25 protein-coding genes and 1 pseudogene are annotated in these 26,264 nt (G+C 71.5%); 23 read left to right on the top strand and 3 right to left on the bottom strand.

Features of this window, described 5'->3' with window-relative positions:
* Nucleotides 1-149: 149 nt before the first annotated feature.
* From hrcA to OHS70_RS25050, 8 genes are all read left to right on the top strand, one after another.
* A complete protein-coding gene (gene hrcA / locus OHS70_RS25015) occupies nucleotides 150-1,175 on the top strand; it encodes a heat-inducible transcriptional repressor HrcA (RefSeq protein WP_328400719.1) in 1,026 nt (341 codons plus the stop codon).
* Nucleotides 1,176-2,312 (top strand): molecular chaperone DnaJ, encoded by a 1,137-nt coding sequence (gene dnaJ / locus OHS70_RS25020; RefSeq protein WP_328400721.1) that lies wholly within the window; start codon nucleotides 1,176-1,178, stop codon nucleotides 2,310-2,312. It begins immediately after the preceding gene.
* Nucleotides 2,313-2,549: 237 nt separating this feature from the next.
* Nucleotides 2,550-3,623 (top strand): nitronate monooxygenase, encoded by a 1,074-nt coding sequence (locus OHS70_RS25025; protein ID WP_328400723.1) that lies wholly within the window; start codon nucleotides 2,550-2,552, stop codon nucleotides 3,621-3,623.
* Nucleotides 3,620-4,360 (top strand): 16S rRNA (uracil(1498)-N(3))-methyltransferase, encoded by a 741-nt coding sequence (locus OHS70_RS25030; protein ID WP_328400725.1) that lies wholly within the window; start codon nucleotides 3,620-3,622, stop codon nucleotides 4,358-4,360. The genes OHS70_RS25025 and OHS70_RS25030 overlap by 4 nt, the downstream gene beginning before the upstream one ends.
* 245 nt (nucleotides 4,361-4,605) lie before the next feature.
* The gene (locus OHS70_RS25035) at nucleotides 4,606-5,202 is read left to right on the top strand and encodes a hypothetical protein (RefSeq protein WP_328400727.1); all 597 of its coding nucleotides are present in this window, start codon (nucleotides 4,606-4,608) and stop codon (nucleotides 5,200-5,202) included.
* A gap of 45 nt (nucleotides 5,203-5,247) precedes the next feature.
* Complete coding sequence (locus tag OHS70_RS25040) at nucleotides 5,248-8,448, top strand: S41 family peptidase (protein ID WP_328400729.1); 3,201 nt, start codon at nucleotides 5,248-5,250, stop codon at nucleotides 8,446-8,448.
* A 108-nt stretch (nucleotides 8,449-8,556) separates the two neighbouring features.
* A complete protein-coding gene (locus OHS70_RS25045; protein WP_328400731.1) occupies nucleotides 8,557-8,916 on the top strand; it encodes a histidine triad nucleotide-binding protein in 360 nt (119 codons plus the stop codon).
* A gap of 6 nt (nucleotides 8,917-8,922) precedes the next feature.
* Nucleotides 8,923-9,852, top strand: a complete 930-nt coding sequence (locus OHS70_RS25050) for a ribonuclease Z (protein WP_328400733.1) — start codon at nucleotides 8,923-8,925, stop codon at nucleotides 9,850-9,852.
* Nucleotides 9,853-9,905: 53 nt separating this feature from the next.
* Here OHS70_RS25050 and OHS70_RS25055 read toward each other — a convergent pair whose 3' ends face one another.
* A complete protein-coding gene (locus OHS70_RS25055; protein ID WP_328400735.1) occupies nucleotides 9,906-11,168 on the bottom strand; it encodes a YncE family protein in 1,263 nt (420 codons plus the stop codon).
* A gap of 153 nt (nucleotides 11,169-11,321) precedes the next feature.
* Between OHS70_RS25055 and OHS70_RS25060 the strand changes: the two genes are divergently transcribed.
* The 7 genes and pseudogenes from OHS70_RS25060 to OHS70_RS25090 all read left to right on the top strand — a co-directional run bounded on the left by OHS70_RS25060 (nucleotide 11,322) and on the right by OHS70_RS25090 (nucleotide 17,378).
* On the top strand, nucleotides 11,322-11,996 hold the full coding sequence (locus tag OHS70_RS25060) for a TetR/AcrR family transcriptional regulator (protein WP_328400737.1): 675 nt from the start codon (nucleotides 11,322-11,324) through the stop codon (nucleotides 11,994-11,996).
* A gap of 64 nt (nucleotides 11,997-12,060) precedes the next feature.
* Nucleotides 12,061-12,783, top strand: a pseudogene (locus OHS70_RS25065) (enolase C-terminal domain-like protein); the annotation flags it as partial.
* A 140-nt stretch (nucleotides 12,784-12,923) separates the two neighbouring features.
* Complete coding sequence (locus tag OHS70_RS25070; RefSeq protein WP_328405885.1) at nucleotides 12,924-14,033, top strand: carbohydrate kinase family protein; 1,110 nt, start codon at nucleotides 12,924-12,926, stop codon at nucleotides 14,031-14,033.
* Nucleotides 14,034-14,182: 149 nt separating this feature from the next.
* The gene (locus OHS70_RS25075; RefSeq protein WP_328400739.1) at nucleotides 14,183-15,205 is read left to right on the top strand and encodes a PhoH family protein; all 1,023 of its coding nucleotides are present in this window, start codon (nucleotides 14,183-14,185) and stop codon (nucleotides 15,203-15,205) included.
* Between the two features lie 12 nt (nucleotides 15,206-15,217).
* Nucleotides 15,218-15,715, top strand: coding sequence for an rRNA maturation RNase YbeY (gene ybeY, locus OHS70_RS25080; protein ID WP_328400741.1), 498 nt, complete (start codon nucleotides 15,218-15,220; stop codon nucleotides 15,713-15,715).
* Nucleotides 15,712-17,010 carry a hemolysin family protein gene (locus tag OHS70_RS25085; RefSeq protein ID WP_328400743.1) on the top strand — a complete coding sequence of 433 codons (1,299 nt, stop codon included), beginning with the start codon at nucleotides 15,712-15,714 and terminating at the stop codon, nucleotides 17,008-17,010. The genes ybeY and OHS70_RS25085 overlap by 4 nt, the downstream gene beginning before the upstream one ends.
* A 14-nt stretch (nucleotides 17,011-17,024) precedes the next feature.
* Complete coding sequence (locus OHS70_RS25090; RefSeq protein WP_328405887.1) at nucleotides 17,025-17,378, top strand: MmcQ/YjbR family DNA-binding protein; 354 nt, start codon at nucleotides 17,025-17,027, stop codon at nucleotides 17,376-17,378.
* Nucleotides 17,379-17,493: 115 nt separating this feature from the next.
* Here the strand turns inward: OHS70_RS25090 and OHS70_RS25095 are convergent, their stop codons facing one another.
* Entirely contained in the window at nucleotides 17,494-18,924 is a 1,431-nt protein-coding gene (locus OHS70_RS25095; RefSeq protein ID WP_328400745.1) for an MFS transporter, read from the bottom strand.
* 117 nt (nucleotides 18,925-19,041) lie between these two features.
* Here OHS70_RS25095 and OHS70_RS25100 point away from each other — a divergent pair, with 117 nt between their 5' ends.
* From OHS70_RS25100 to OHS70_RS25135, 8 genes are all read left to right on the top strand, one after another.
* On the top strand, nucleotides 19,042-19,914 hold the full coding sequence (locus OHS70_RS25100; RefSeq protein ID WP_328405889.1) for a helix-turn-helix transcriptional regulator: 873 nt from the start codon (nucleotides 19,042-19,044) through the stop codon (nucleotides 19,912-19,914).
* 84 nt (nucleotides 19,915-19,998) lie between these two features.
* Entirely contained in the window at nucleotides 19,999-20,733 is a 735-nt protein-coding gene (locus OHS70_RS25105) for a hypothetical protein (protein ID WP_328400747.1), read from the top strand.
* 67 nt (nucleotides 20,734-20,800) lie between these two features.
* Nucleotides 20,801-21,154 (top strand): cytidine deaminase, encoded by a 354-nt coding sequence (locus OHS70_RS25110; RefSeq protein ID WP_328400749.1) that lies wholly within the window; start codon nucleotides 20,801-20,803, stop codon nucleotides 21,152-21,154.
* Between the two features lie 2 nt (nucleotides 21,155-21,156).
* Nucleotides 21,157-21,543, top strand: a complete 387-nt coding sequence (locus tag OHS70_RS25115) for a hypothetical protein (RefSeq protein ID WP_328400751.1) — start codon at nucleotides 21,157-21,159, stop codon at nucleotides 21,541-21,543.
* Nucleotides 21,544-21,828: 285 nt separating this feature from the next.
* On the top strand, nucleotides 21,829-23,181 hold the full coding sequence (locus OHS70_RS25120; protein WP_328400753.1) for a beta-xylosidase: 1,353 nt from the start codon (nucleotides 21,829-21,831) through the stop codon (nucleotides 23,179-23,181).
* A gap of 182 nt (nucleotides 23,182-23,363) precedes the next feature.
* Entirely contained in the window at nucleotides 23,364-24,326 is a 963-nt protein-coding gene (locus OHS70_RS25125; RefSeq protein WP_328400755.1) for a WxL protein peptidoglycan domain-containing protein, read from the top strand.
* Nucleotides 24,327-24,331: 5 nt separating this feature from the next.
* On the top strand, nucleotides 24,332-25,273 hold the full coding sequence (era, locus tag OHS70_RS25130; protein WP_328400757.1) for a GTPase Era: 942 nt from the start codon (nucleotides 24,332-24,334) through the stop codon (nucleotides 25,271-25,273).
* An 83-nt stretch (nucleotides 25,274-25,356) separates the two neighbouring features.
* Nucleotides 25,357-26,007, top strand: a complete 651-nt coding sequence (locus OHS70_RS25135) for a TetR/AcrR family transcriptional regulator (RefSeq protein ID WP_328400759.1) — start codon at nucleotides 25,357-25,359, stop codon at nucleotides 26,005-26,007.
* Here the strand turns inward: OHS70_RS25135 and OHS70_RS25140 are convergent.
* On the bottom strand, nucleotides 25,991-26,257 hold the full coding sequence (locus tag OHS70_RS25140) for a protealysin inhibitor emfourin (RefSeq protein ID WP_328400761.1): 267 nt from the start codon (nucleotides 26,255-26,257) through the stop codon (nucleotides 25,991-25,993). The genes OHS70_RS25135 and OHS70_RS25140 overlap by 17 nt on opposite strands.
* Nucleotides 26,258-26,264 lie beyond the last annotated feature (7 nt).

Here is a 26,264-nt window from a genome sequence, read left to right on the forward strand (position 1 = left end):
GCATCCACCAGCGCAGTCTTGTGACAGCGGGTCGGCCGCCCTTGCTAGGGGGCTACCCGGCAGCCGTACACTGGCCGGGGGAATGCTGGCACTCACCCTCATCGAGTGCCAGGCGAAACACCGAGGAACCACAGCTGGAGGTGCGCGCGATGCTCAGCGAACGCAGACTCGAGGTCCTGCGCGCCATCGTCCAGGACTATGTCGGCACCGAGGAACCCGTCGGCTCCAAGGCTCTGACCGAGAGGCACAAGCTCGGCGTCTCCCCGGCCACCGTCCGCAACGACATGGCGGTGCTGGAGGAAGAGGGCTTCATCGCCCAGCCGCACACCAGTGCGGGACGGATCCCCACCGACAAGGGGTACCGGCTCTTCGTCGACAGGCTGGCCGGCGTCAAGCCGCTGTCGTCGCCCGAGCGCCGCGCCATCCAGAACTTCCTGGACGGAGCGGTCGACCTCGACGACGTCGTGGGCCGTACGGTACGGCTGCTGGCGCAGCTGACCCGGCAGGTCGCCGTCGTCCAGTATCCCTCCCTGACCCGGTCGACCGTCCGGCATGTGGAACTCCTCTCCCTGGCGCCCGCCCGTCTGATGCTCGTGCTGATCACGGACACCGGACGGGTCGAACAGCGCATGATCGACTGCCCTGCGCCCTTCGGTGACATCTCGCTCGCGGATCTGCGCGCCCGGCTCAACAGCCGGGTCGTGGGACGCCGCTTCACGGATGTGCCGCAGCTGGTGCAGGACCTGCCCGAGTCCTTCGAGCGCGAGGATCGCGGTACCGTCTCCGCGGTGCTGTCCACGCTGCTCGAAACCCTGGTCGAGGAGACCGAGGAGCGGCTCATGATCGGCGGAACCGCCAATCTGACCCGCTTCGCACACGATTTCCCGCTGACCATCAGGCCGGTGCTCGAGGCGCTCGAGGAGCATGTGGTGCTGCTCAAGCTGCTCGGCGAGGCCAAGGAGTCGGGCGGTATGGGCATGACCGTACGGATCGGTCATGAGAACGCCCACGAAGGTCTCAACTCCACGTCCGTGGTCGCTGTCGGCTACGGTTCGGGCGACGAGGCAGTTGCCAAACTCGGCGTGGTCGGACCGACCCGCATGGACTACCCCGGAACGATGGGAGCGGTACGCGCAGTGGCACGTTACGTCGGACAGATCCTGGCGGAGTCGTAAGTGGCCACGGACTACTACGCCGTACTCGGCGTGCGCCGCGACGCATCTCAGGACGAGATCAAGAAGGCCTTCCGCCGTCTCGCGCGCGAACTCCACCCGGACGTGAATCCGGACCCGAAGACGCAGGAGCGCTTCAAGGAGATCAACGCGGCCTACGAGGTGCTGTCGGACCCGCAGAAGAAGCAGGTCTACGACCTCGGCGGGGACCCGCTGTCGCAGGCCGGCGGCGGTGGCGCGGGCGGCTTCGGAGCGGGTGGCTTCGGCAACTTCTCCGACATCATGGACGCGTTCTTCGGTACGGCGTCGCAGCGCGGCCCCCGGTCGCGCACGCGTCGCGGCCAGGACGCCATGATCCGCCTCGAGATCGAGCTCAACGAAGCGGCCTTCGGCACCACCAAGGACATCCAGGTCGACACGGCCGTCGTCTGTACGACGTGCTCCGGTGAGGGCGCGGCGCCCGGAACCTCGGCGCAGACGTGTGACATGTGCCGCGGCCGCGGTGAGGTCTCGCAGGTGACCCGGTCCTTCCTGGGCCAGGTCATGACCTCGCGGCCGTGCCCGCAGTGCCAGGGCTTCGGCACCGTCGTGCCGACCCCGTGCCCCGAGTGCGCAGGCGACGGCCGGGTCCGCTCGCGGCGCACCCTGACCGTGAAGATCCCGGCCGGTGTGGACAACGGCACTCGCATCCAGCTCGCGGGCGAGGGCGAGGTCGGCCCCGGCGGCGGCCCCGCTGGTGATCTGTACGTCGAGATCCACGAACTGCCGCACCCGGTCTTCCAGCGGCGCGGCGACGATCTCCACTGCACGGTGACGATCCCGATGACGGCGGCGGCCCTGGGCACGAAGTGCCCGCTGGAGACGCTCGACGGCGTGGAGGAGGTCGACATCCGGCCGGGTACGCAGTCCGGCCAGTCGATCCCGCTGCACGGCCGCGGCATCACGCATCTGCGCGGGGGCGGGCGCGGTGATCTGATCGTGCACGTCGAGGTGACCACCCCGACCAAGCTGGACCCGGACCAGGAGCGGCTGCTGCGCGACCTGGCGAAGCTGCGGGGCGAGGAGCGGCCGTTGGGGCAGTTCCAGCCCGGGCAGCAAGGACTGTTCTCGCGTCTGAAGGATGCGTTCAACGGGCGTTAGGCGGGGTTGTGCCGGGGTCCGGGGGTAGTCCCCGGACCGGCACGGTCAGCCTGCGGGGCAAGCTGTTTCCGCGTCCGAAGGATGCGTTCGACGGGCGTTAGGCCCTGGGCGGCTCGAGCCGCCCGCGACGTGGGGCGCCGGGCGCTTCGGCGCCTGGCGCCCCACGCCGCTCCAGGGTCCCCGGCTCGGCGGAACAGCGGATTCGGCGGGGCGCCAGGGACATGGCACGATGCGTTCATGTCCTCCGCACTGAGCGATCTTTGCCGGTATCCGATCGTGCAGGCCCCGATGGCGGGCGGTGCCTCCTGCCCCCAGCTCGCCGCCGCTGTCTCCGAGGCCGGAGGCCTCGGTTTCCTCGCGGCCGGGTACAAGACGGCGGACGGCATGTACCAGGAGGTCACACAGCTCCGCGGGCTGACCGGCCGGCCCTTCGGCGTCAATCTGTTCATGCCGCAGCCCGGCACCGCCGACCCCGCCGCCGTCGGGGTCTACATGCAGCAGCTCGCCGGTGAGGCCACCTGGTACGAGACTCCGCTCGGCGATCCCGACAGCGGACGCGACGACGGCTACGAGGCCAAGCTGGCCATCCTGCTCGACGATCCGGTCCCGGTCGTCTCCTTCACCTTCGGCTGCCCCCCGGCCTATGTGTTCAAGTCCTTCGCCAAGGCGGGCACCTTCACGATCGTCACCGTCACCACGCCCGACGAGGCGCTGGCCGCGCACCAGGCAGGCGCCCAGGCGGTGTGCGTCCAGGGGGTGGAGGCGGGTGGTCACCAGGGAACACACCGTGACGACCCCGCCGCCGACGGGTCCGGGATCGGGCTGCTCACCCTGATCGAGCTGGTCCGCGAGACCGTGCCGCTGCCGGTGATCGCCGCGGGCGGGCTGATGCGCGGCTCCCAGATCGCCGCCGCGCTGGCGTGCGGCGCGAGCGCGGGTCAGCTGGGGACCGCGTTCCTGGTGTGCCCCGAGTCCGGTGCGAACGCCCTGCACAAGCAGGCCATGACCAACCCCTTGTTCGTACGCACCGAACTGACCCGCGCCTTCTCCGGACGGCCCGCGCGGGGCCTGGTGAACCGTTTCATGCGCGAGCACGGGCCCTACGCACCCGCCGCCTATCCCGAGGTGCACCATCTGACCGGCGGGCTGCGCAAGGAGGCTGCCAAGGCGGGCGATCCGCAGGGCATGGCGCTGTGGGCGGGCCAGGGCCACCGGCTGGCGCGCGAGCTGCCCGCCGGCCGGCTGGTGGAGGTCCTTGCCGCCGAAGTCGACGCCGCACGGGCCGCGTTGGCGCTGGATGGTGCCCGATGACCGCGCCGGTGTTCGTCGTCGACGATTTCACTGCGGGCGACGGTGGCCGCTTCGTGCTGGACGGGCCCGAGGGACGCCATGCCGTGTCCGTGAAGCGGCTGCGCCCAGGCGAGGACGTCGTTCTCACCGACGGACACGGCCGGTGGGCCGAATGCGTGGTGGTCGACACGGAAGGCAAGGACCGTCTGGTCGTCCAACTGGACTCGGTCCAGGAGGAGCCGGAGTCCGTGCCCCGCATCACGGTCGTGCAGGCCCTGCCCAAGGGCGACCGCGGCGAACTGGCCGTGGAGACCATGACGGAGACGGGCGTCGACGCGATCGTGCCCTGGGCGGCGTCGCGTTGTATCACCCAGTGGCGTGGCGACCGGGGCGCGAAGGCCCTTGCCAAGTGGCGCTCGACGGCACGGGAGGCGGGCAAGCAGTCCCGCCGGGTCCGTTTCCCCGAGGTGGCGGACGCGGCAACGACCAAGCAGGTGGCGGCGCTTCTGGCGGCGGCGGACTTTGCGGCGGTGCTCCACGAGGAGGGGGCGGAGCCCCTGGCCACCGCCGACCTTCCGGCCGACGGGTCGATCGTGCTGGTCGTCGGCCCGGAGGGCGGCGTGTCCCCCGAGGAGCTGGCCGCGTTCGCGGAGGCGGGCGCCAAGCACTGCCGGCTGGGGCCCAGTGTGCTGCGCACCTCCACGGCGGGCACGGCCGCGACGGCGCTGCTGATGGGGCGCACGGGCCGCTGGTCCTGACGGACCGGGTCCTGCCCGCCGGAGATGATCCGTCCGGGGCGGTCGCGGAACGCGATCTCGAGGTGCTCGTCCGTGCCCTCGCGGCGCAGCGCGAGGACGGTCCGGCAGCCTTCGGGGGTGGTGGCGGTGCCGGCGTCGACGAGCCAGCGTGTACCGGTCAGCTTCCTGCTCGTGCCGACCGCGGACGGCAACCTTGGCCGCAACCACTCTTTTCCGGCCGGGGCCGCGATGGCACTCTGATGTCCATGGGGGCCTTGAGATGCGCGCGGCGCCCGCTCGCCGCGATCGCCTTTGCGGGACTGGCAGTTGTCGGTGGAGCGGCCTGTGAGCCCGCCTCGGCCGGCGGACTCACGGCGGTCGGTGTGGCCGTCACCACCGACAAGACCGCCACCAGCACCTTCGAGCGGCTCGACATCGACGTGCGCTGGCTCAGCTGTACTGCCACGATCCGCGGCCGCGCACGAGCCACCGCGGGCGCCACCGGAACCCCGTCCCGCGCACCCGCCCCGTCCGCCGCCGTCGACTGCCGGGGTGAGACGGCCGCCGACGGCGACATCCGCATCACCGGCGAGGTGACCGACGAACGCGCGGGAAAGTGCGTACGCGGCGATCTGACCGCGAAGATCGACGGAAGGATCGCCTTCCAGGCCACCATGCTCGGTGCCTGCGACGCAGCGGCGACCCGCACGCCGACGACGACGCACCGCCCGACCACGACGCCCCGCCCGACCACCGTGCCGCGCCCGACCGTCACCACGACCGCGGCCCCGAAGCCGCCCGCCACCCCGCCCGCGACCGTCACTGTGACCGTCACGGCGGACCCCTCATCGTCGGCCAAGTGATCCGAACGGGTCACCCGGCGGCGCCGCGCTCCCTAGGGTGATCGTGTGACGCACCCTGCCTACCTCCGGTTTCCGCATCTGCACGGTGAGTTGATCGCCTTCACCGCCGAGGACGACGTCTGGGCCGCACCGCTCGACGGCGGCCGGGCGTGGCGTGTCAGCGCCGACAACATGCCCGTCGACCATCCGAGAATCTCCGCCGACGGCGAGCACATCGCCTGGACGTCGTACCGCGACGGCGCCCCCGAGGTGCACACCGCGCCGCTCGACGGAGGCCCCTCCGACCGCCTCACACACTGGGGCAGCCACAAGACGTCCGTACGCGGCTGGACCCCCGACGGACACGTCCTGGCCCTCACCACCCACGGCCAGGCCTCGCTGCGCCGCACCTGGGCGCGTGCCGTGCCGCTCGACGGCGGCCCCGGTGCCGTCCTGCCGTACGGGCCCGTGGGCGCCGTGGCGTTCGGCCCGCAGACGCTCCTGCTGTCCGCCACGATGGGCCGCGAGGCCGCCGCCTGGAAGCGCTACCGAGGCGGCACAGCAGGCAAGTTGTGGATCGACCCGGCCGGCGACGGCGAATTCGTACGCCTCCATGAGGACATGGAGGGGAACATCGAGTATCCGCTGTGGGTCGGGGACCGGATCGCGTTCCTGTCCGACCACGAAGGCGTCGGAGCGCTGTACTCCTCCCGGCCCGACGGCTCGGATCTGCGCCGCCACACCGGCATCGAGGGCTTCTACGCCCGCCATGCGGCCACCGACGGAACCCGGGTCGTCTACGCCTCGGCCGGCGAACTGTGGCTCCTGGACGACTTGTTCGGCTCCGAGCCGCGCCGCCTGGACATCCGGCTCGGCGGCCAGCGCATCGACATGCGCCCCCGGCCCCTGCCGGCCGAGCACTATCTGGGTACGGCTGCTCCCGACCACACCGGCCGCGGCAGCGCCGTGGAGATCCGCGGCGGCATCCACTGGGTCACCCACCGCGAGGGGCCCGCACGCGCGCTCGCCGCCGAGCCCGGCGTACGCGGCCGGCTGCCGCGCACCTTCCGTGTGGACGGCGAGGAGCATGTCGTCTGGGTGACCGACGCCGAGGGCGAGGACGCCCTCGAATTCGCCCCGGCGACCGGGGCCGCAGCCGGCGCTCCGCCGCGCAGGCTCGCCGCGGGCCGTCTCGGCCGCGTACTGGGCCTCGCCGTCGCGCCCGACGGCAGCCGTGCCGCCGTCGCCTCGCACGACGGGCGGGTGCTGCTGGTCGAGCGGGAGTCGGGCGAGGTGCGCGAGGTCGACCGCAGCGACCACGGCGACGCCTCCGGGCTCGTCTTCTCGCCCGACTCCGCCTGGCTCGCCTGGTCGCACCCGGGCCCGGACCCGCTGCGCCAGATCAAACTCGCCCACGCCGGCGATCTCACCGTCTCCGAGGCGACGCCGCTGCGGTTCGCCGACTTCCAGCCCGCGTTCACGCTCGACGGCAAGCATCTGGCCTTCCTGTCCGAGCGGGCCTTCGACCCGGTCTACGACACCCACGTCTTCGACCTGGCCTTCGTCGGCGGCTGCCGGCCGCATCTGATCACGCTGGCCGCCGTCACACCGTCGCCGTTCGGTCCGCAGCGCCATGGCCGGGCCTTCGACGCGGACGACGAGAAGGACCAGCAGCAGGGCGGCGAGAACGGCGGCGTCCCCGTGACCCGGATCGACCTCGACGGCCTTGCCGACCGGATCGTGGCATTCCCCGTCGAGGCCGCCCACTACTCGACGCTGCGGGCCGCCCGGGACGGACTGCTGTGGCTGCGCCACCCAGTGAGCGGCGTCCTCGGTACGGCCAGGGCCACCCCCGACGACCCGTGGCCCAAGACCGCCCTCGAGCGGTACGACCTCGTCGAACGGCACGTGGAGGAGCTCTCGTCGGACGCCGATCACTTCCGGGTCAGCGGCGACGGCAAGCGGGTGCTGCTGCGCACCGACGGCAAGCTGAAGGTCGTGCCGAGCGACCGCCGGGCGTCGAGCGACGAAGGCAGCGACACCAACATCACCGTCGACCTGGGACGGGTGCGCGCCACGGTCGACCCGGGCGCCGAGTGGCGGCAGATGTACGCCGAGGCCGGGCGGCTGATGCGCGACAACTTCTGGCGCGCGGATCTGAGCGGTGTCGACTGGGACGGTGTGCTGGAGCGCTACCGCCCGGTCCTCGACCGGGTCGCCACCCACGACGATCTGGTGGACCTGCTCTGGGAGGTGCAGGGCGAGCTCGGCACCTCGCACGCGTATGTCACCCCGCGCGGCGGACACGGCGACCGGTCCACCCGGCAGGGTCTGCTCGGCGCCGATCTCTCACGCGGCGAGGACGGCCTGTGGCGCATCGACCGGATCCTGCCCTCCGAGACCTCCGACCCGAGCGCGCACTCCCCGCTCGCCGCGCCGGGCGTGGCCCTGCGCGCGGGCGACGCGCTGCTCGCCGTCGACGGCCGCCCCCTCGACCCCGTCACCGGGCCGGGACCGCTGCTCGTCGGTGCGGCGGGCCGGCCGGTCGAACTGACCGTCTCCCCGGCGGGCGGCGGCGATCCGCGGCATGCCGTCGTGGTCCCGCTCGCCGACGAGGAACCGCTGCGCTACCACGCATGGGTCGCCGACCGGCGGGCGTACGTCCACGAGAAGTCCGGCGGCCGTCTCGGCTATCTGCACGTCCCCGACATGCAGGCGCCCGGCTGGGCGCAGATCCACCGCGATCTGCGGGTCGAGGTCGCGCGGGAGGGACTGGTGGTGGACGTACGGGAGAACCGCGGCGGCCACACCTCGCAGCTGGTCGTCGAGAAACTGGCACGCCGGATCGTCGGCTGGGACCTCCCGCGCGGACGGCAGCCGCACAGCTATCCGCTGGACGCGCCGCGCGGGCCGGTGGTCGCGGTGGCCAACGAGTTCTCCGGCTCGGACGGCGACATCGTCAACGCGGCGATCAAGGCGCTGGGCATCGGCCCGGTGGTGGGTACGCGTACCTGGGGCGGCGTGATCGGCATCGACAGCCGCTACCGGCTCGTCGACGGCACGCTGGTGACCCAGCCCAAGTACGCGATCTGGCTGGAGGGTTACGGCTGGGACGTGGAGAACCGGGGCGTCGACCCGGACGTCGAAGTGGTGATCGCCCCGCAGGACCACGCGGCCGGGCGCGACCCGCAACTGGACGAGGCGGTCCGCATGGCCCTCGCGGTCCTCGCCGAGAACCCGGCGAAGACCCCGCCGGCCCTGCCGTAGCCCTTGCCCCGGGGGCGCGGCACCGGCCGGAAGCGCCACGCCCCCGGGGAAGGCCATGCCCGATACGATGCCGTCGGAAGCGATCACACCCCGAGGAGGATCGGCGTCATGGCCGGAGAACCGCAGGCGGACTGCCTGTTCTGCAAGATCGTCTCCGGCGAGGTGCCGGCCACGGTCGTGCGGGAGACCGAGACCACCGTCGCCTTCCGCGACATCAACCCCCAGGCCCCGACGCACGTCCTGGTCATCCCCAAGGCCCACTACAAGGACGCCGCCACGCTTGCCGCCGCCTCACCCGAGCTGCTCGCCGATGTGCTGCGCGAGGCGGCCGAGGTCGCCGCCGAGGACAAGGTCGACGCGACCGGCTACCGCATCGTGTTCAACACCGGAAGCGGCGCGGGGCAGACCGTCTTCCACGCCCACGCCCATGTGCTGGGCGGCCGCGGTCTCCAGTGGCCTCCGGGGTAACCGGCCTTGTCCGTACGTGAATTGGTGGTGCTCGGCACCGCCAGCCAGGTCCCGACCCGGCACCGCAACCACAACGGCTATCTGCTCCGCTGGGACGGCGAGGGCTTCCTGTTCGACCCGGGCGAGGGCACCCAGCGCCAGATGCTGCGTGCCTCGGTCTCCGCGCACGACATCAACCGGATCTGCATCACGCACTTCCACGGCGACCACTCGCTCGGTGTCGCCGGGGTGATTCAGCGGATCAACCTCGACCGGGTCCCGCACGAGGTGTCGGCGCACTACCCGGCGAGCGGCGAGCACTTCTTCGACCGGCTGCGGTACGCCACGGCCTACCGCGAGACCGTGAAGCTGAAGCAGCTCCCGGTCGCCGCCGACGGCGTGATCGCGCGCACCGCCTCGTACACCCTCGAGGCACACAAGCTCTCGCACCCGGTCGAGTCGTACGGCTACCGCCTCGTCGAGCCGGACGGCCGCCGGATGCTGCCCGAGAAGCTCGCCGCGCACGGCATCAAGGGCCCGGACGTGGGCCGGCTGCAGCGTGAGGGGGCCGTAGGAGGCGTCACGCTGGACGACGTGAGCGAGATCCGCAGGGGGCAGCGGTTCGCCTTCGTGATGGACACCCGGCTGTGCGAGGGCGTCCATGTGCTGGCCGAGGGCTGCGACATGCTCGTCATCGAGTCCACCTTCCTCGACGCGGACGAGCAACTCGCCACCGAGCACGGCCATCTGACGGCAGGCCAGGCGGCGCGGGTGGCGCGGGACGCGGACGTGCGGCACCTGGTGCTCACGCACTTCTCGCAGCGCTACAGCGTGCCCGCGGTGCCCGGCGAGGCACCCGGCGCGGAGTTCGAACGGCAGGCGCGCGCGGCCGGGTTCGAGGGGGAGCTCACCGTCGCCCAGGACCTGTGGCGGGTGCCCGTTCCCAAACGGTCGTGAGCCCCGGACCGGCCGCCTGACCGGCCGGTCCGGGAGCTGGTGGCCGCGAGCGGTCAGTGCGCCGAAGGCCCCGTCCATCCGGCCGGCACGTGGGCGATCCGGACCCGCTGCGGATGGTCGCCGACCCGGACGGTCGCCACCTTCCTGCCGGTCGCGAAGTCGATCGCGGTGACGCTGTCGGCTCCGCTCTCGGAGATGACGCAGGACTTCCCGTCACCGCTCACCGTCGCCCAGTACGGCTTCGACGCGGTCACCAGCGGGCCCTCCTGGAGAGTTGCCCGGTCGACGACCGTCGCGTAGTCGTCCATCGTCCCGGCGATGCACAGTTTGTCGCCCTCGGGGCTCATGGACATGCCGTGGTGGCGGGAGTCGTTGACCCAGGTGGTGCGGTCCTCGCTGGTCGCCGGGTTCTTGGGGAGGGTCTTCACACGGGTGATCCGGTCGGAGGCGGTGTCGTACTCCAGGAAGCCGTTGAAGAACGACACCTGGAAGTACAGCTTCGACTCGTCGGGTGCGAACGCGACGGGCCGGACCGAGTCGGACAGGTCCCGCCGGCCGAAGGCGTCGAGCCGCTCACGCAAGTCGATGACCCTGACCTGGCGGAAGGTCCTGGTGTCCACGACGGTGATCCGGCGGTCGCCCTTCGTCCAGTCCCAGAAGGGGTCGTCGAGGGCGGTGTTGACCTCACCGATGGACATGTTCCACAGGTACCGGCCGTCGTCGGTGTAGACGTTCTCGTGCGGCTTGTCCCCGGTCCTGAACGACCCGGCCTGCTTCCCGGTGGCGATGTCGAGTACATGGACCGTGTTGGAGGTCGATGCGGACACGGCGACCCGGGTGCCGTCGGGGGAGACGGCCATGTGGTCGGAGCGGTAACCCGACACCGGGAAACGCCAGTTGATCCGTCCGGTGGCGAGATCGATCGACACGACATCGGCGAAGCTCGGGCGGGAGACGACCATCGCCGACCCGTCCGGGGTCGAGTACATGTCGTCGACGAACTGGTCGTGGCCCTCGCCCGGGCCCTGCCGGATGCCGAGGAAGAAGGCGAGCTTGACCGGGTTGAGGTATATCTCCGTGAGCCGCTGGTCCTTGTCCGGGATGACGTTGATCCGCGCGATCTTCGCGAGATCGCCGGAGGAGGCGATGACATCGGCGGTGCCGTCCCAGTTGTTGCCGACGAACATCACCTCGCGCAGTTCCGGGGAGTCCGCGTCCGTCGTGGGTGCGGCGGTCGCGGTGACGGATCCTGACACGGCCACCGTCAGGGCGGCGGCGATGCAGCCGAGGATCCGCCGGGTGCTGGAGACAGACATCGTGGTTCCTTCCACGGGGGCGGCCCGTCAGTCGCCGGGCACAGTCTGAATACGTCCGCGTTCAGATTGAGCTACTGGAAGGTAACCGCGGGTAACACGTTCCACAAGGCTTCGCGCACGGGAAAATCGGGCCCGACCGGGAGGGGGGCGCCAGTGACGGGCAGGCTCAGACGGCCGACCGGCCGCTATGCGGGCAGATCGGCGCAGGAGCGGCAGGCCGAGCGGCGCCGGCGGTTCCTGGACGCCGGACTCCAGCTGTTCGGCGACAGCCCCGGATACCGGGCGACGACGGTCGCGGCGCTGAGCGAGAGTGCCGGACTGTCGACCCGTCAGTTCTACGAGGAGTTCCGCACGCTCGAGGACGTGCTCGCCGCACTGCATCTGCGGGTCAACGACTGGGCCGAGGAGGCGGCGCTGGCCGCGCTCGCCGAGTCGGCCCACCTGCCGGTGGCCGAGCGGGCCGCGGCGGTCTTCCGCGCGTACGCGGCGAACGTGACCGGCGATCCGCGGCGCATCCGGATCGCCTTCATCGAAATCATCGGCGTCAGCCCGCAGTTGGATCGGCAGCGCCTGGCCAGGCGCTCCCGCTGGGTGGACCTCATCTGCGCGGAGGCGGCAGCGGCTGCCGAACGGGGTGAGGCTCAGATGCGCGACCGCCGGATCGCCGCCGCGGCGTTCATCGGGAGCGTCAACGGCCTGCTCCACGACTGGAGTGCCGGCTGGGTGGAGGCGACGCTCGACCAAGTCGTCGACGAACTGGTGCGGATGCTGCTGGGCATTCTCCAGTCGGTCCCTCTCGGTCCGGACGGTGGCCCGGCCGGGGCGTGAGCGCGTGCGGCGCTGCCGGGCTCGGCCCGGCCAGGGGGCGTCGGTGGTTGCTGGGGGTGGAGGGTGGGGCTTCACCTCCTTCAAGCTCAAGGGCGGGGTGTTCGAGCCCGAGCAGGAGATCGCCGCGATCCGGGCCCTCGCCGAGGCGTTCCCCGGGCGGCCCCTGCGGCTCGACCCCAACGGGGCCTGGTCCGTGGAGACTTCGCTCCGGGTCGCCGAGGAGCTCGGGGACGTACTGCAGTATCTGGAGGACCCCGCCAGTACGACGGCCCGGATGGCCGAGGTGGCGGCGGGCACCGATGTGCCGCTGGCGACCAACATGTGCGTCACCACCTTCGCCGAGATCCCCGAAGCCGTCGGCCGCGGCGCCGTGCAGGTCGTGCTCTGCGACCACCACTACTGGGGCGGACTGCTGGCCACCCGTGAACTGGCCGCGGTCTGCCGTACGTTCGGGATCGGGCTGTCGATGCACTCCAACACCCACCTCGGCATCAGTCTTGCAGCCATGACCCAGGTCGCCGCCGTCGTGCCCAACCTCGAGCCTGCCTGCGACAGCCACTACCCCTGGCAGACCGAGGACGTCATCACCGAGCGTCTTCGCTTCAAGGACGGCCGGCTCGCCGTGAGCGACCTGCCAGGGCTCGGCGTCCAGCTCGACCGGGCCGAGCTCGCCCGGCTGCACCAGCGCTGGCTCGACGACGACGGAGTCCTGCGCCAGCGCGACGACGCGGCGGCCATGCGGGCCGCCGAGCCGGGCTGGACCGCACCGCAGGTACCGCGCTGGTGACGCGCCGCCCGGGAGGCGGGCGGACGGCCGCCCCTTCGGCGCAGGGGCCCGCCACGCCCACCGGCTCCGGCGGCGCACGGGCTGCGTGCATCCCCATCGTGCAGACTGGCGTGAAGCTGCACCACGTACGGGAGCGCACGGTGATCACTCGCGACGGAGAGCCGACCCGGCAGGCCGCCTGCCTCGACCCCCTGGCGGGCCTGCGGACCCCCGCCGACCCGCCCTGCGACGTCTATCTCACCGGTAGCGTCTTCCTGGACATCATCTTCACGGGCCTCGACTCCGCTCCCGTGCGCGGAACCGAGTCCTGGGCCCGCGGCATGGGATCGAGCCCCGGCGGCGTGGCCAACATGGCGACCGCCCTGGCACGGCTCGGCCTGCGCACCTCGCTCGCCGCGGCCTTCGGCGACGACCACTACGGCGAGTACTGCTGGGACGCCCTCGAACAGGGCGAGGGCATCGACCTCTCGCTCTCCCGCACCGTGCCCGGCTGGCATTCGCCCGTCACCGTCTCCATGGCGTACGAGGGCGAGCGGACGATGGTGTCCCACGGCCACGAGGCCCCGCCCTCCGAGTCGGCCCCCGACTGCCCGCCGCCCGCCCGGGCCGCGGTCGCCTCGCTCACCCCCGGCACCCGCGCCGAGTGGATCGCCCAGGCCGCCCGCACGGGCACCCGCGTCTTCGCGGACGTCGGCTGGGACGAGACGGGCCGCTGGGACCCTGCCGACCTCGCCGACCTGGCCCACTGCGAGGCCTTCCTGCCCAACGCCGAGGAGGCGATGCGCTACACCCGCACCGACTGCCCGCGCGCCGCCGCCCGCGCCCTCACCGAGTACGTCCCGCTCGCCGTCGTCACACTCGGTGCCGAGGGCGCGTACGCGGTGGACGGCGCGACCGGGGAGAGCGCCCAGGTACCGGCCATCGAGGTCGAGGCGCTGGACCCGACGGGCGCGGGCGACGTGTTCGTGGCCGGTTTCGTGACCGGCACGCTCGCGGGCTGGCCGCTCGCCGACAGGCTGGCGCTGGCCGGGCTGACCGCTGCCCTGTCGGTGCAGGAGTTCGGCGGATCGCTGTCCGCGCCGGGCTGGTCGGAGATCGCGGCCTGGTGGCAGCAGGTCCAGGAGATCGCCGACCAGGACCCGGCGGCGCTGCGCCGGTACGCCTTCCTGGAGGCCCTGCTGCCCGCACCGGCCAGGCCCTGGCCGCTGCGCCGGGCCGTTCCGACGATCGGCTTCGGCCGCTCGGCCTGAGTCCACGGCTCCGTCCCGCCCCGCCGGCCCGTCCGGCCCCGGAAAAGCCCTCGGTTCTTGTCGGTGTCAGGTCGTACTCTTGGGTCCAGAGGTTGTCGAGCAGCGAGAACCCCGCAACAGGAGGTATGTGCAGGCCACAGAGCCGGCCCATGACTCAGACACCCATAGACCAGACACCCGCGCCGGAGCAGGCGCGAGCCCACTTCACCGTCCCCGCCAAGCATCCGATGGTGACGGTTCTCGGCTCGGGTGACTCCCTGCTGCGCGTGATCGAGAAGGCCTTCCCGGAGGCCGACATCCATGTCCGGGGCAATGAGGTCAGCGCGGCGGGCGACGCCGGGGAAGTCGCTCTGATCCAGCGCCTGTTCGACGAGATGATGCTCGTGCTCCGCACCGGGCAGCCGATGACGGAGGACGCAGTGGAACGCTCGATCGCCATGCTCAAGGCGGCCGAGGACGGCACGGGCGAGCCCGGCGCCGAGACCCCGGCCGAGGTGCTCACCCAGAACATCCTCTCGAGCCGCGGCCGGACCATCCGTCCCAAGACGCTCAACCAGAAGCGCTACGTCGACGCGATCGACAAGCACACGGTCGTGTTCGGCATCGGCCCCGCCGGTACGGGCAAGACGTATCTCGCCATGGCCAAGGCCGTGCAGGCGCTGCAGTCCAAGCAGGTCAACCGCATCATCCTGACCAGGCCCGCCGTCGAGGCGGGCGAGCGGCTCGGCTTCCTGCCCGGCACGCTCTACGAGAAGATCGACCCGTATCTGCGACCGCTGTACGACGCGCTGCACGACATGCTCGACCCCGACTCGATCCCGAGGCTGATGGCCGCGGGGACGATCGAGGTCGCGCCGCTCGCCTACATGCGGGGCCGGACCCTGAATGACGCGTTCATCATTCTCGACGAGGCGCAGAACACGAACCCCGAGCAGATGAAGATGTTCCTGACGAGGCTCGGCTTCGACTCGAAGATCGTCATCACGGGCGACGTCACGCAGGTGGACCTTCCGGGCGGTACGAAGAGCGGTCTGCGTCAGGTCCGGGAGATCCTGGACGGGGTCGACGACGTGCACTTCTCCCTGCTCACCTCCCAGGATGTCGTACGGCACAAGCTCGTCGGCCGTATCGTCGACGCGTACGAGAAGTACGACATCCAAAACGGGAAGTAGCCGAACAGCACCATGTCGATCGACGTCAACAACGAGTCCGGAGCCGAGGTCGACGAGCAGGCGATCCTCGACGTCGCCCGCTATGCACTCGCGCGGATGCGTATCCACCCGCTCTCCGAGCTCTCGGTGATCGTGGTGGACGCCGACGCCATGGAGCAGCTGCACATGCAGTGGATGGAGCTGCCCGGTCCGACCGATGTCATGTCCTTCCCGATGGACGAGCTCCGTCCGCCGGTCAAGGACGACGAGGAGCCCCCGCAGGGGCTCCTCGGTGACATCGTGCTCTGCCCCGAAGTGGCCAAGAAGCAGGGCGAAGAGGCCCCGACGCAGCACTCCATGGACGAGGAGCTCCAGCTCCTGACCGTCCATGGAGTGCTGCATCTGCTCGGGTACGACCATGAGGAGCCCGACGAGAAGGCCGAGATGTTCGGTCTCCAGGCGGCCATCGTCGACGGCTGGCGGGCGGAGAAGGGCCTGACCGGCCCCTCCCCGGCGCCGACCGTCTCATGAGCGGTCAACTGATCATCGGCGCGGTCGCGCTGGTCGTCGTCGCATGGCTCGCCGCCTGCGCGGAGGCCGGCATCGCCCGAGTCTCGAGCTTCCGCGCCGCCGAGGCCGTACGGTCCGGCCGGCGCGGCGCCGACAAGCTGGAGCAGGTCGCCGCCGACCCCACGCGGTACCTCAATGTCGCCCTGCTGGTGCGGGTGACCTGCGAGATGGCCGCCGGAGTGCTGGTCACCTACGCCTGCCTGGAGGAGTTCGCGGAGACCTGGGCGGCGCTGCTCGTCGCCATCGCCGTGATGGTGCTGGTCAGCTATGTCGCCGTCGGCGTCTCCCCGCGCACCATCGGCCGCCAGCACCCGCTGAACACGGCCACGGCCTCCGCGTACGTCCTGCTGCCGCTGGCCAGGGTGATGGGCCCGATCCCGCAGCTGCTGATCCTCATCGGCAATGCGCTCACGCCCGGAAAGGGTTTCCGCAAGGGCCCGTTCGCGAGCGAGGCGGAGCTGCGCGCCATGGTCGATCTCGCCGAGCGGGAGTCACTGATCGAGGCCGACGAGCGCCGGATGGTGCACTCGGTCTTCGAGCTCGGCGACACCCTGGTGCGCGAGGTGATGGTCCCGCGCACCGACCTGGTGTGCATCGAGCGGTTCAAGACCGTCCGCCAGGCGCTGACCCTGGCGCTGCGCTCCGGGTTCTCCCGCATCCCCGTCACCGGGGAGAACGAGGACGACATCGTCGGTGTCGTCTACCTCAAGGACCTGGTCCGCAAGACGCACATCAACCGGGACGCGGAGGCCGACCTCGTCTCCACGGCCATGCGCCCCGCCGTGTTCGTGCCCGACACCAAGAACGCCGGCGATCTGCTGCGCGAGATGCAGCAGAAGCGCAACCACGTCGCCGTCGTCATCGACGAGTACGGCGGCACCGCCGGCATCGTCACGATCGAGGACATCCTCGAGGAGATCGTCGGCGAGATCACCGACGAGTACGACCGCGAGCTGCCGCCGGTCGAGGAGCTCGGCGACGGACGCTTCCGGGTCACCGCCCGGCTCGACATCGGTGACCTGGGTGAGCTGTACGGCATCGACGAGCTCGACGACGAGGACGTGGAGACGGTCGGCGGACTGCTAGCCAAGGCGCTCGGCCGGGTCCCCATCGCGGGCGCCGGCGCCGTGGTGGACCTCCCGGACGGCCGGGCGCTGCGGCTGACCGCCGAGTCCCCGGCCGGGCGCCGCAACAAGATCGTCACGGTGCTCGCGGAACCGGTGGAGAAGGAAGCCGAGGAGGAGACGGCGGGATGAGTGCGACGAGGGCGATGAACGCGGCCCGGCTGAGGGCCTTCTGCCTCGAATTCAACGCTGCGGCCGAGGAGTTCCCGTTCGGGCCGGAGACCTCCGTCTTCAAGGTCCTCGGAAAGATGTTCGCCCTCAGCGCGCTGAACGCGAGACCGCTGACCGTCAATCTCAAGTGCGAGCCGGAGATCGCGGTGCAGCTGCGCGCCGACCATCCGGCGATCGTCCCCGGCTGGCACATGAACAAGCGTCACTGGAACACGGTCACCGTCGGCGAGCTCCCGGAGAAGATGGTCCGGGAGCTCATCGAGGACTCGTACGACCTGGTCGTGGCCGGGCTGCCGAAAGCGGAGCGGCTGCGGCTCGACCGGGCGTAGGCCGCGCACCCTGGGGCACCGCCCGTGGGGTGCGGAAACACCCCACGGGCGGTGCCCGATCCGGTCCCGGACGGGCACCGGCTCGACACGGACGCCGAGGAGGCGCCCCGGGCGATCAGGGTCGCGCCCGGCGCAGGCCCGCGGCGATCACGATCCCCGCCAGCAGCACCACCGCCGCGTCCACCGCCAGCACCGTACGGACACCGGCCAGCAGCGTCTCCCCGGTGGTCGCCAGCACCCCCAGCAGAGGGATCCCGACCGTGATCCCCACCTGCTGCGTCGTCGTGACCAGGCCGGTGGCCAGGCCCTGTTCCCCGTCCGGGACGCCGGACGTCACCGTCAGGCCGTACGAGATGATCGCGCCCAGGTGGCACATGCTTGCCAGTGAGACACCCACCGTCGCCAGCAGCGCGCCCGACTGCGCACCCACGCCCAGCAGCGCCGCGACGAACACGCCCTGCCCGAGCAGAGAGAACACCAGCGTGCGGCGGGCGCCGAACCGGGCGAGCACCTTCGGTGTCAAGGCGCCCGCGGCGATGGAGAGCACACCCTGGACGCCGAACACCAGACCGGTCCGGAAGGCCGAAAGCCCCAGCGTCTCCTGGAGATAGAGCGTCAGGACGAACACGACCGTGCTCATCATCGAGAAGGTCACCAGACCGCCCAGGTTGCCCCACGCCACCGTCCGCCGGCGCAGCATCGGCAGCGAGACCAGAGGTGCGTCGGAGCGGGACTCCACGATCGCGAAGGCGGTCAGCAGCACCACTCCGGCCGCCAGCGTGAGAGGTACGTCCGTCCCGCCGAAGCCGCGCTGCGCCGCCGTGGACAGTGCGTAGATGACCGCCAGCAGACCACCGGTCACGGTGACCGCGCCGGGCACATCGAGCCGCGACCGTACCGTGGAGGCACCTTCGCCCCCCGTGGCGTGGGATCCGGGCAGCAGCTTCGGGGCCATCGGCAGCACGATCAGCGTGAAAAGGGTCAGCAGCCCCATCGTGGAGCGCCAGCCCAGGGTGTCGGTCATCACACCGCCGAGCACCATGCCGATCGTGAATCCGAGCGAGAGCAGGGTGCCGCTGATGCCCAGTGCCCGGTCGCGCTGCGGGCCTTCGGGGAACGTCGTGGTCAGCAGGGACATCCCGGTGGGCACGATGACGGCGGCGCCGAAACCCTGCAGGGCGCGCCCGGCGAGGAACGAGGCGGGATTCCAGGCCAGCGTCGCCAGCAGCGAGGCCGCGCCGAAGACGGCGAGCCCGGCGAGGAACAGCCGCCGCCGCCCGTACAGATCGGCGATCCGGCCGAACAGCAGCAGGAAGCCGCCGGACGGCAGGGCGAAGGCGGTCACCGCCCACTGCAGCGCCGAGCGGTCCAGGCCGAGGTCCCTGCCGAGGTCGGGCAGGGCCACGTTCAGTACGGAGAAGTCGAGAGCGACCATGAACTGCGCGGCGCACAGCACGAAAAGGATCAGCCGCGACCGGCGGTCGAGTCGCGGCGGCACGGCCGTGGCGCCGGCCGCCGTGGTCGTGGGGAAGGTGTCAAGTGGCATGGTCCACACCCTGCGGCGGCCCAAGGCCGCCTGGGGAGACGGCACTTATCCTGTTGGTCGCAGCACCAGGCTTACGGACAGGGGGAGTACGTGACCACGTCGGCCGCGCAGGATGCGATGAAGGCCCATCGCCTCGGCGAACTGCGCGAGTTCCTGATGAGCAGGCGCGCCCGGATCAGCCCGGCCGAGGCGGGGCTGCCCGACGGCGGCGCCCGCCGCCGCACACCCGGGCTGCGCCGGGAGGAGGTAGCGGTCCTCGCGGGCGTGGGCGTCTCCTGGTACCAGTGGCTGGAGCAGGGCCGCGACATCACCGTCTCGCCGCAGGTCCTGGACTCGGTCGGCCGGGTGCTGCGGCTCAGCAGCGCCGAGCGCCGCCATCTGTATGTGCTCGCCGGGCTCAACCCGCCCGCGCCCGAGGTGGACCCGGGGGACCGGGACATGTGCGCGGGGCTGAGGCGGCTGATCGACGCCTGGATGCCGTACCCCGCCCACATCATGGACGCCTACTGGAATCTGATCATGTACAACGACACGGCGGCCGCGGTGCTCGGCATGCGCCCCGGTCTCCCCCAGAACTGTCTCGTCGCGTTCTTCACCGACCCCATGTACCGCTCCTGGACGTCCGCTTGGGAGGAGGTCGCACCGCAGGTCGTGGCGCAGTTCCGGGCCGCGTGTTCGGAGTGCCCCGACGACGAGGGCTTCCGGGCGGTGGTCGAGGAGGCGAAGGCGGCGAGCGCGGAGTTCACCGCGCTGTGGGAGCGGCGTGATATCGCGCCCGGCGGCCAGATCCGCAAGGAGATGCATCATCCGGTGGTGGGACGGCTGTTGATGGAGTCGACCCAGCTGCGTGTCCCGGCCCGTCCGGACCTGGCGATCGTGATGCACACGCCGCTGTCCGACACGGAAGCGGACGTCGACACCGCGGCGAAACTCCGCTGGCTGGCAAGCCCGGAGGGCAGGCGGGGGTCGATCTGTCCGGTGGCGGGCTGACCTCGGAGTCTGTGTATCGTCACTCCAGTTACCGGGGAGGGGGGAAGCTCCCCACTGAGCACTCTTTTTGGGGAGTTCTGCATCATGCGTACGCGTATGTTCCGCGGCGTCGCCGCCGCTGTGACTGTTTCCGCGCTGTGTTTCACGGCTGCCGCCTGCGGTGGCGAGGACGAGAAGAAGCCCGCCGCGTCCGGTGAGAAGTCCAAGGACAAGGGTGGCGAGGAGAAGCCGGCCGAGGCGTCCACCACGCCGCTCACCGCCGAGCAGCTGAAGGCCGCGACCCTCGAGGCCAAGGACCTGCCGGCCGGTTGGACGGGCAAGACCGCCGAGGCCGACACGACGAAGCCTCCGACGGCCGACAAGCCCGAGTGCCAGCCGATCGCCAACATGATGGCGGGGACGCTCCCGGGCGGTACCGGCGGACCGAACATGGAGTTCTCGACCAAGGGCGAGAACGACAACCTCTCCGAGCAGGTCTTCACCTTCGAGGGCACCGGTGCCGCGGAGTTCACCAAGGCCATCGGCACGGCGCTGGAGACCTGCAAGGCGGCTGTCTTCACGCAGGACGGCGAGAAGACCAAGGTCACGTTCGCGAAGCTGTCGGCTCCGAAGGCCGGCGAGGAGTCGCACGCCTTCACCATGGGGATGTCCATGGAGGGGCTGGGTGCCGACGTGAAGATCAACATGCTCGTCGCGCGCCAGGGCACCGGTGTCGCCCGCGCCGCGTACATCGCGATCGACAACCCGAAGTCCGAGGCGGCGTTCGGTGACCTGGTCACGCGCATGGGGGCCAAGCTCGTCAAGGGCGCCCAGGGCTGACGTCCGCGCATCTGACAGAGGACCGGCCGCCCGGATTCGCTCCGGGCGGCCGATCTATGCTCGGGGCATGACGCAGAGCACCGACCTCGGCCCCGAGGACCGCAAGATCATCACGCTGGCGCGCAGTGCCCGGGCCCGCAACGGCGTGCCCGAGGGCGCCGCGGTGCGCGACGAGACCGGCCGCACCTATGTCGCCGGGACCGTGGCCCTCGACTCGCTCAAGCTCAGCGCGCTGCAGACCGCCGTTGCCATGGCCGTCGCGAGCGGCGCCCGGTCCCTGGAGGCCGCAGCGGTCGTCGCCGACATCGACGCGGTCCCGGACGCGGACCGCGCGGCGGTCCGGGACCTGGGCGGCGCCGGAACCCCGGTCCTGCTGGCCGGGCCCGACGGGGCACTGCGCGCGACGGTCCAGGCCGGCTGACGATGCCCGTACGCGGGGAGCGCCGCGGCCGTCGCGCCTGGATGTGGGGCGTCCTGGCCGTCGGTGTGGTCGGTGTCGTCCTGAACCTGGTCGACTGGGGCGTCCGCGGAAGGCTCGCGCCGTCCGATGCGGCGCCCCTGCTGCTCGCCTTCGGTGCGGGCGCCGAGCTGGTGACGGGAACGCGGCGGCGGATGCTCCGGGCCGGCGCCGCGGTGGTGCTGGTGGTCGCCGGGCTCGCCGCCGGGATCCCGGCCGTGGCGGGTCTGGTGCGGGGCGGGTCCGCCGACTGGACCGGTCTGGTGCTGGGAGGCCTCGTCGTGGCCTTCCTCGCGGTGTGCTGCGCGGGGCTGGTGGTGCAGCTGCGCGAACGCCGGGCGGCCCGGGCCTGACCCCACGGTCGCCTTGTGCCCGACCCCCACGGTTGCCGTGTGCCCGTGCGTGTTCGACCGGTCCCGCCCGGGAAACGGAAGTGACAGGTCCGGCATCGCTTCCACAGTGGTGCCGGTCCGCTCCTCCGGCCTGTGGAAGCAGGGATCTTGATAGAATCTGATGGGACATCAGTTGGTGCATTTCGATTCCATTGACTTCTTCCGGCCACCGGCCGTCAATGGCCACTGCCGCCGCGGAAGAGCCGCCGCGTCCGCACCCATCGGTTGTGTCAGAAGGGGGCAGTCATGCCTTCAGCCGCCCCAAGATCCCCGAGGTCCGCCGGCCGAAGCCGCCGGTGGACCGCCGTACTGGGGGTCCTCGCCCTGGCCGCGGGCGCCAGCTCGCTCGCCGCACCCGCCCAGGCGCTCGTCGCGGCCGCCGCTCCGGTGGACTTCGCGACCCACTGTGTACCGCCGCCCATCGCGGGCATCCCGCCGATCGACGGAACCACGACGGCGCAGATCACCGTCGACAACGCCGCACCCAAGGTGGGCGACACCGTCACCGTCACGTACACCGTCACCAAGCCGGCCGCCGGCAACCCGGTCGACCTCGCGCTGCCGGCCGACATCATGACGCCCACCGGCAAGGTCACCCTCGGGGGAGCCCAGCCCGGCAGCGTCACGGTCACCGGCCCGAAGAAGAACCCGCCCGTGCCCGGCAAGGCGCCGTTCCCGCCGTTCTCGATGACCGGCACCTTCACGGTCACCGCGCCCGGCTCGATCACGCTCTCGCCCGGCGACTACAACATCCACACCAGCTACATCATGGAGCTGGACACCCCCTGCACGGTCACCAACCCGCCCGCGCCCGTCTCCGAGACCATCACCGCGACGGACCAGCCGGGCGCCAACGAGCGCACCATCACGCTCGGCACCGCAACCGGCAACCCCGGTGACCAGGTCACCGTGACCGGCGCCAAGTTCGCCCCGAACGCGGACATCACCGTCGCCGGCCGGGCCGGCGCCGCCGAGACCGCCGACAAGGCGATCGTCAAGGCCGACGCCTCCGGCGGCTTCACCACGAGCCTCACCGTCAACGACAAGGCGACCACGGGCATCGTCGCGTACGAGGGCACCGCCTGGGACGCGGAGAAGGGCGCGGGCCCGGCCGCGTACACCGTCATCGACGACACCCCGCTGCCCCCGGGCAGCCAGAAGCTCAACGCCTCCGTCAAGGCGGGCACCCTGTCCATGTCCCAGGCCGGGGACGCCGTCGAGATGTCGGCGGTCGACTTCGGCGCGGGCGGCCCGTCCACCGGCGATCTGCAGACGCTGACGGTCAAGGACTTCCGCGGCGGCCCCGCGGGCTGGTCCCTGACCGGCAAAGTCACCGACTTCACCGGGCCCGGCGGGGCGAAGATCGACGCCGGAAAGCTCGGCTGGACCCCGGCCTGCACCACCAAGCCGGGCAGCCCCAGCACCTGCGCGGCCGGCTCCGCGGGACCGGTGGGAAGCGCGGGCGCGACCCTCGCCTCCACTCCCGACGGAGCGGTCACCGGCGGTGAGTTCACCGTGAACGCCGAGGTCACGCTGGACGTGCCCGCGTTCTCCGCACCCGGCGCGTACTCCGGCGTGCTGACCCTCACCCTCACCTGACCGTCCCGGTCGCCGGCCGGGGCGAGTGAACCCAAGGGGCGCGGCCCGCGGCCGGAGCCGCCGGCCCGACGCCGGGGCGCCCCGATGGGGGTCCCCCGGCGCAGCCAGGGGGAGAACCGAGCCACGAGAAGCGGCGGGCCGGGCTCCTGTCCGGCCCGCCCAGAACCTGGGGGGTCCGCACCATGCGCAAGCTCCATGTCCTCGGGGCGGTACTCGCCGCGCTGCTGTACGCAGCCCCGGCCGCGCACGCCGCCGACAACGGCAGCTGGTCCGTGTTCCCCACCGCGTCCCAGCTGGGCAGCCGCCCGTACTTCTATCTCTCCGCCGACCCCGGCACCACGCTCACCGACCAGGTCACCGTCACCAACAAGACCGCCGCCCCGCTCACCTTCCGGCTCTACGCCGCCGACGCGTACAACACCGAGCGGGACGGCGGCTTCGCCGTGCGGACCGAGAAGGAGAAGCAGCGCGGCGTCGGCGCGTGGGCCAGACCCGAACGCGACAAGGTCACAGTGCCCGCCCGCGGCTCGGTCACCGTGCCGTACACCCTCACCGTCCCCGCCACGGCCGAGCCCGGTGACCATGCGGGCGCGCTGGTCGCCCTCGACGAACGCCTCTCGGCACCGGGCGGATCCGTCGCGGTCGCTGTACGGCAGGCGGTGGGCGCTCGCGTCTATCTGCGGGTGAACGGCCCCGCCGTGCCCGCGCTGTCCGTCGAGGACGTCACGATGAGCCATCAGCGGCCCCTGGTGCCCGGCACCGGAAGGAGCAGCGTGCTCATCTCGTACACGCTCCACAACCGGGGCAACGTCACCCTCGACCCCAAGGTGGTGCTCGAGGCCGAGGGCCTGTTCGGCCGGGATCTGCTCCGGCGCGACCTGGGGAAGATCCCTTCCGAGCTGCTGCCCCGCCAGAAGATCCGGCTCACGGAGCGGTGGGCCGGCGCGCCCCAGCTCGAATGGGGGGAGATCACGCTCACCGCGAGCGCACGCGACGTACGCGAGTCGGCGGGCGTGTCGTTCCTCGCGCTGCCCTGGCTCGTCCTGGCCGTGCTCACCGCGGGCCTGGCGGCGGCGGGGGTACGGGCCAGAGTGCGCCGAGGCCGGGAGCGCGTACCGGAGGCCGTCCGGCATCAGGGACAATAGGCGCCATGAGCGTTCCTACCCAGTCTTCCGAAGCCCCCCACCGGGCCGGCTTCGCCTGCTTCGTCGGCCGCCCCAACGCGGGCAAGTCCACCCTCACGAACGCTCTGGTCGGCCAGAAGGTGGCGATCACCTCCAACCGGCCGCAGACCACCCGGCACACCGTGCGCGGCATCGTGCACCGCCCGGAGGCCCAGCTGATCCTCGTGGACACCCCTGGGCTGCACAAGCCGCGCACCCTGCTCGGCGAGCGGCTCAACGACGTGGTGCGCACCACATGGGCGGAGGTCGACGTGATCGGCTTCTGCCTGCCCGCCGACCAGAAGCTCGGCCCCGGCGACCGGTTCATCGCCAAGGAGCTCGCGGGCATCAGGAAGACCCCGAAGGTCGCGGTCGTCACCAAGACCGACCTGGTCGACTCCAAGACCCTTGCCGAGCAGCTGATCGCGATCGACCGGCTCGGCAAGGAACTCGGCTTCGAGTGGGCGGAGATCGTCCCGGTCTCGGCGGTGGGCGGCAAGCAGGTGCAGCTGGTCGCCGACCTGCTGATCCCGCTGCTGCCGGAGGGCCCCGCTCTCTACCCCGAGGGCGACCTCACCGACGAGCCCGAGCAGGTCATGGTCGCGGAACTGATCCGTGAGGCCGCGCTGGAGGGCGTACGGGACGAGCTGCCGCACTCGATCGCGGTGGTCGTCGAGGAGATGCTGCCGCGTGAGGACCGCCCGGCCGACCGCCCGCTGCTGGACATCCACGCCAATGTCTACATCGAGCGCCCCAGCCAGAAGGGCATCATCATCGGCCCGAAGGGCAAGCGCCTGAAGGAGGTCGGCATGAAGTCCCGCAAGCACATCGAGGCGCTGCTGGGCACGCCCGTCTTCCTGGACCTTCATGTGAAGGTCGCCAAGGACTGGCAGCGCGACCCGAAGCAGCTGCGCAAGCTGGGTTTCTGAGCCCGGCGGTTCCGGGCGGCCGGGCCACGGGCCACAGGTGCTCGTGGCGCCGGTATGCCCCATAACGGCGTTACAGTGCTGCCGTGTCGACCGCTGATTCCGTGCGCAGACGGCTCCTCGACGAGGCCGCCCGTGTCCTCGCCGAGCACGGCCCCGCCGCCCTGAGCGCCCGGCGCCTGGTCAAGGAGGTGGGCGCCTCCACCATGGCCGTCTACACCCACTTCGGCTCGATGCCGAACCTGGTGCGCGAGGTGATGCGCGAAGGGTTCGAACGGTTCCGGGTCCGCGCCCTCGCCGTACGCCGGGGTGACGACCCGGTCGCCCACATCGCCGCGCTCTGCCGCTGCTACCAGGACTTCGCACGCGACGAACCCCATGTCTACGCCGTGCTCTTCGGCGGTACCGCGCTCGCGGGTTTCGAGCTCGACGACGACGACCGGACGATGGGCGCGAGCGTACTGCGCTTCCCGCGCGACGCGATCCGCCGCAGCGTGGAGGCGGGCAGGTTCGGCGACCACATCGATCCCGACCTGCTCGTACGCCAGCTCTTCGCCCAGATGCACGGCATCGCCCAACTGGCCAGGGCCGGCTACCTCATGGGCGGCTACCCGCCCGGTCAGGTGCTCGCGGGGGCGCTGCGCGACTTCGCCGTGGCGGCGGGCGACGAGCCGGGCCGCGCCGCGGAGTCGGTGGCCGCCGGTCTCGGGCAGGACCCCGTCACGAACCTTCCTTGAGCACCAGCGAGATCAACTCCCGCTGCGCCTCGGTCAGTCGGGGATCGGAGCAGTAGACCGTACGCCCGTCGATCGTGATCTGGTAGCTGAAGCCGTCAGGAACCCCCACGGGCGGGGTCCGACGGCCCTCGGCGGCCGCCCGCTCGGCCAGTGCCTGTACCTCCTCGGCATCGGCCCGCTGGGAGGTGTCGACCTCGGCGTGGTGCTCGATCCCGGCGAATCCGCCGGTACGCCTTATCTCGATACGCATGGGACCC

The organism is Streptomyces sp. NBC_00390, assembly GCF_036057275.1.
Lineage (GTDB): Bacteria > Actinomycetota > Actinomycetes > Streptomycetales > Streptomycetaceae > Streptomyces.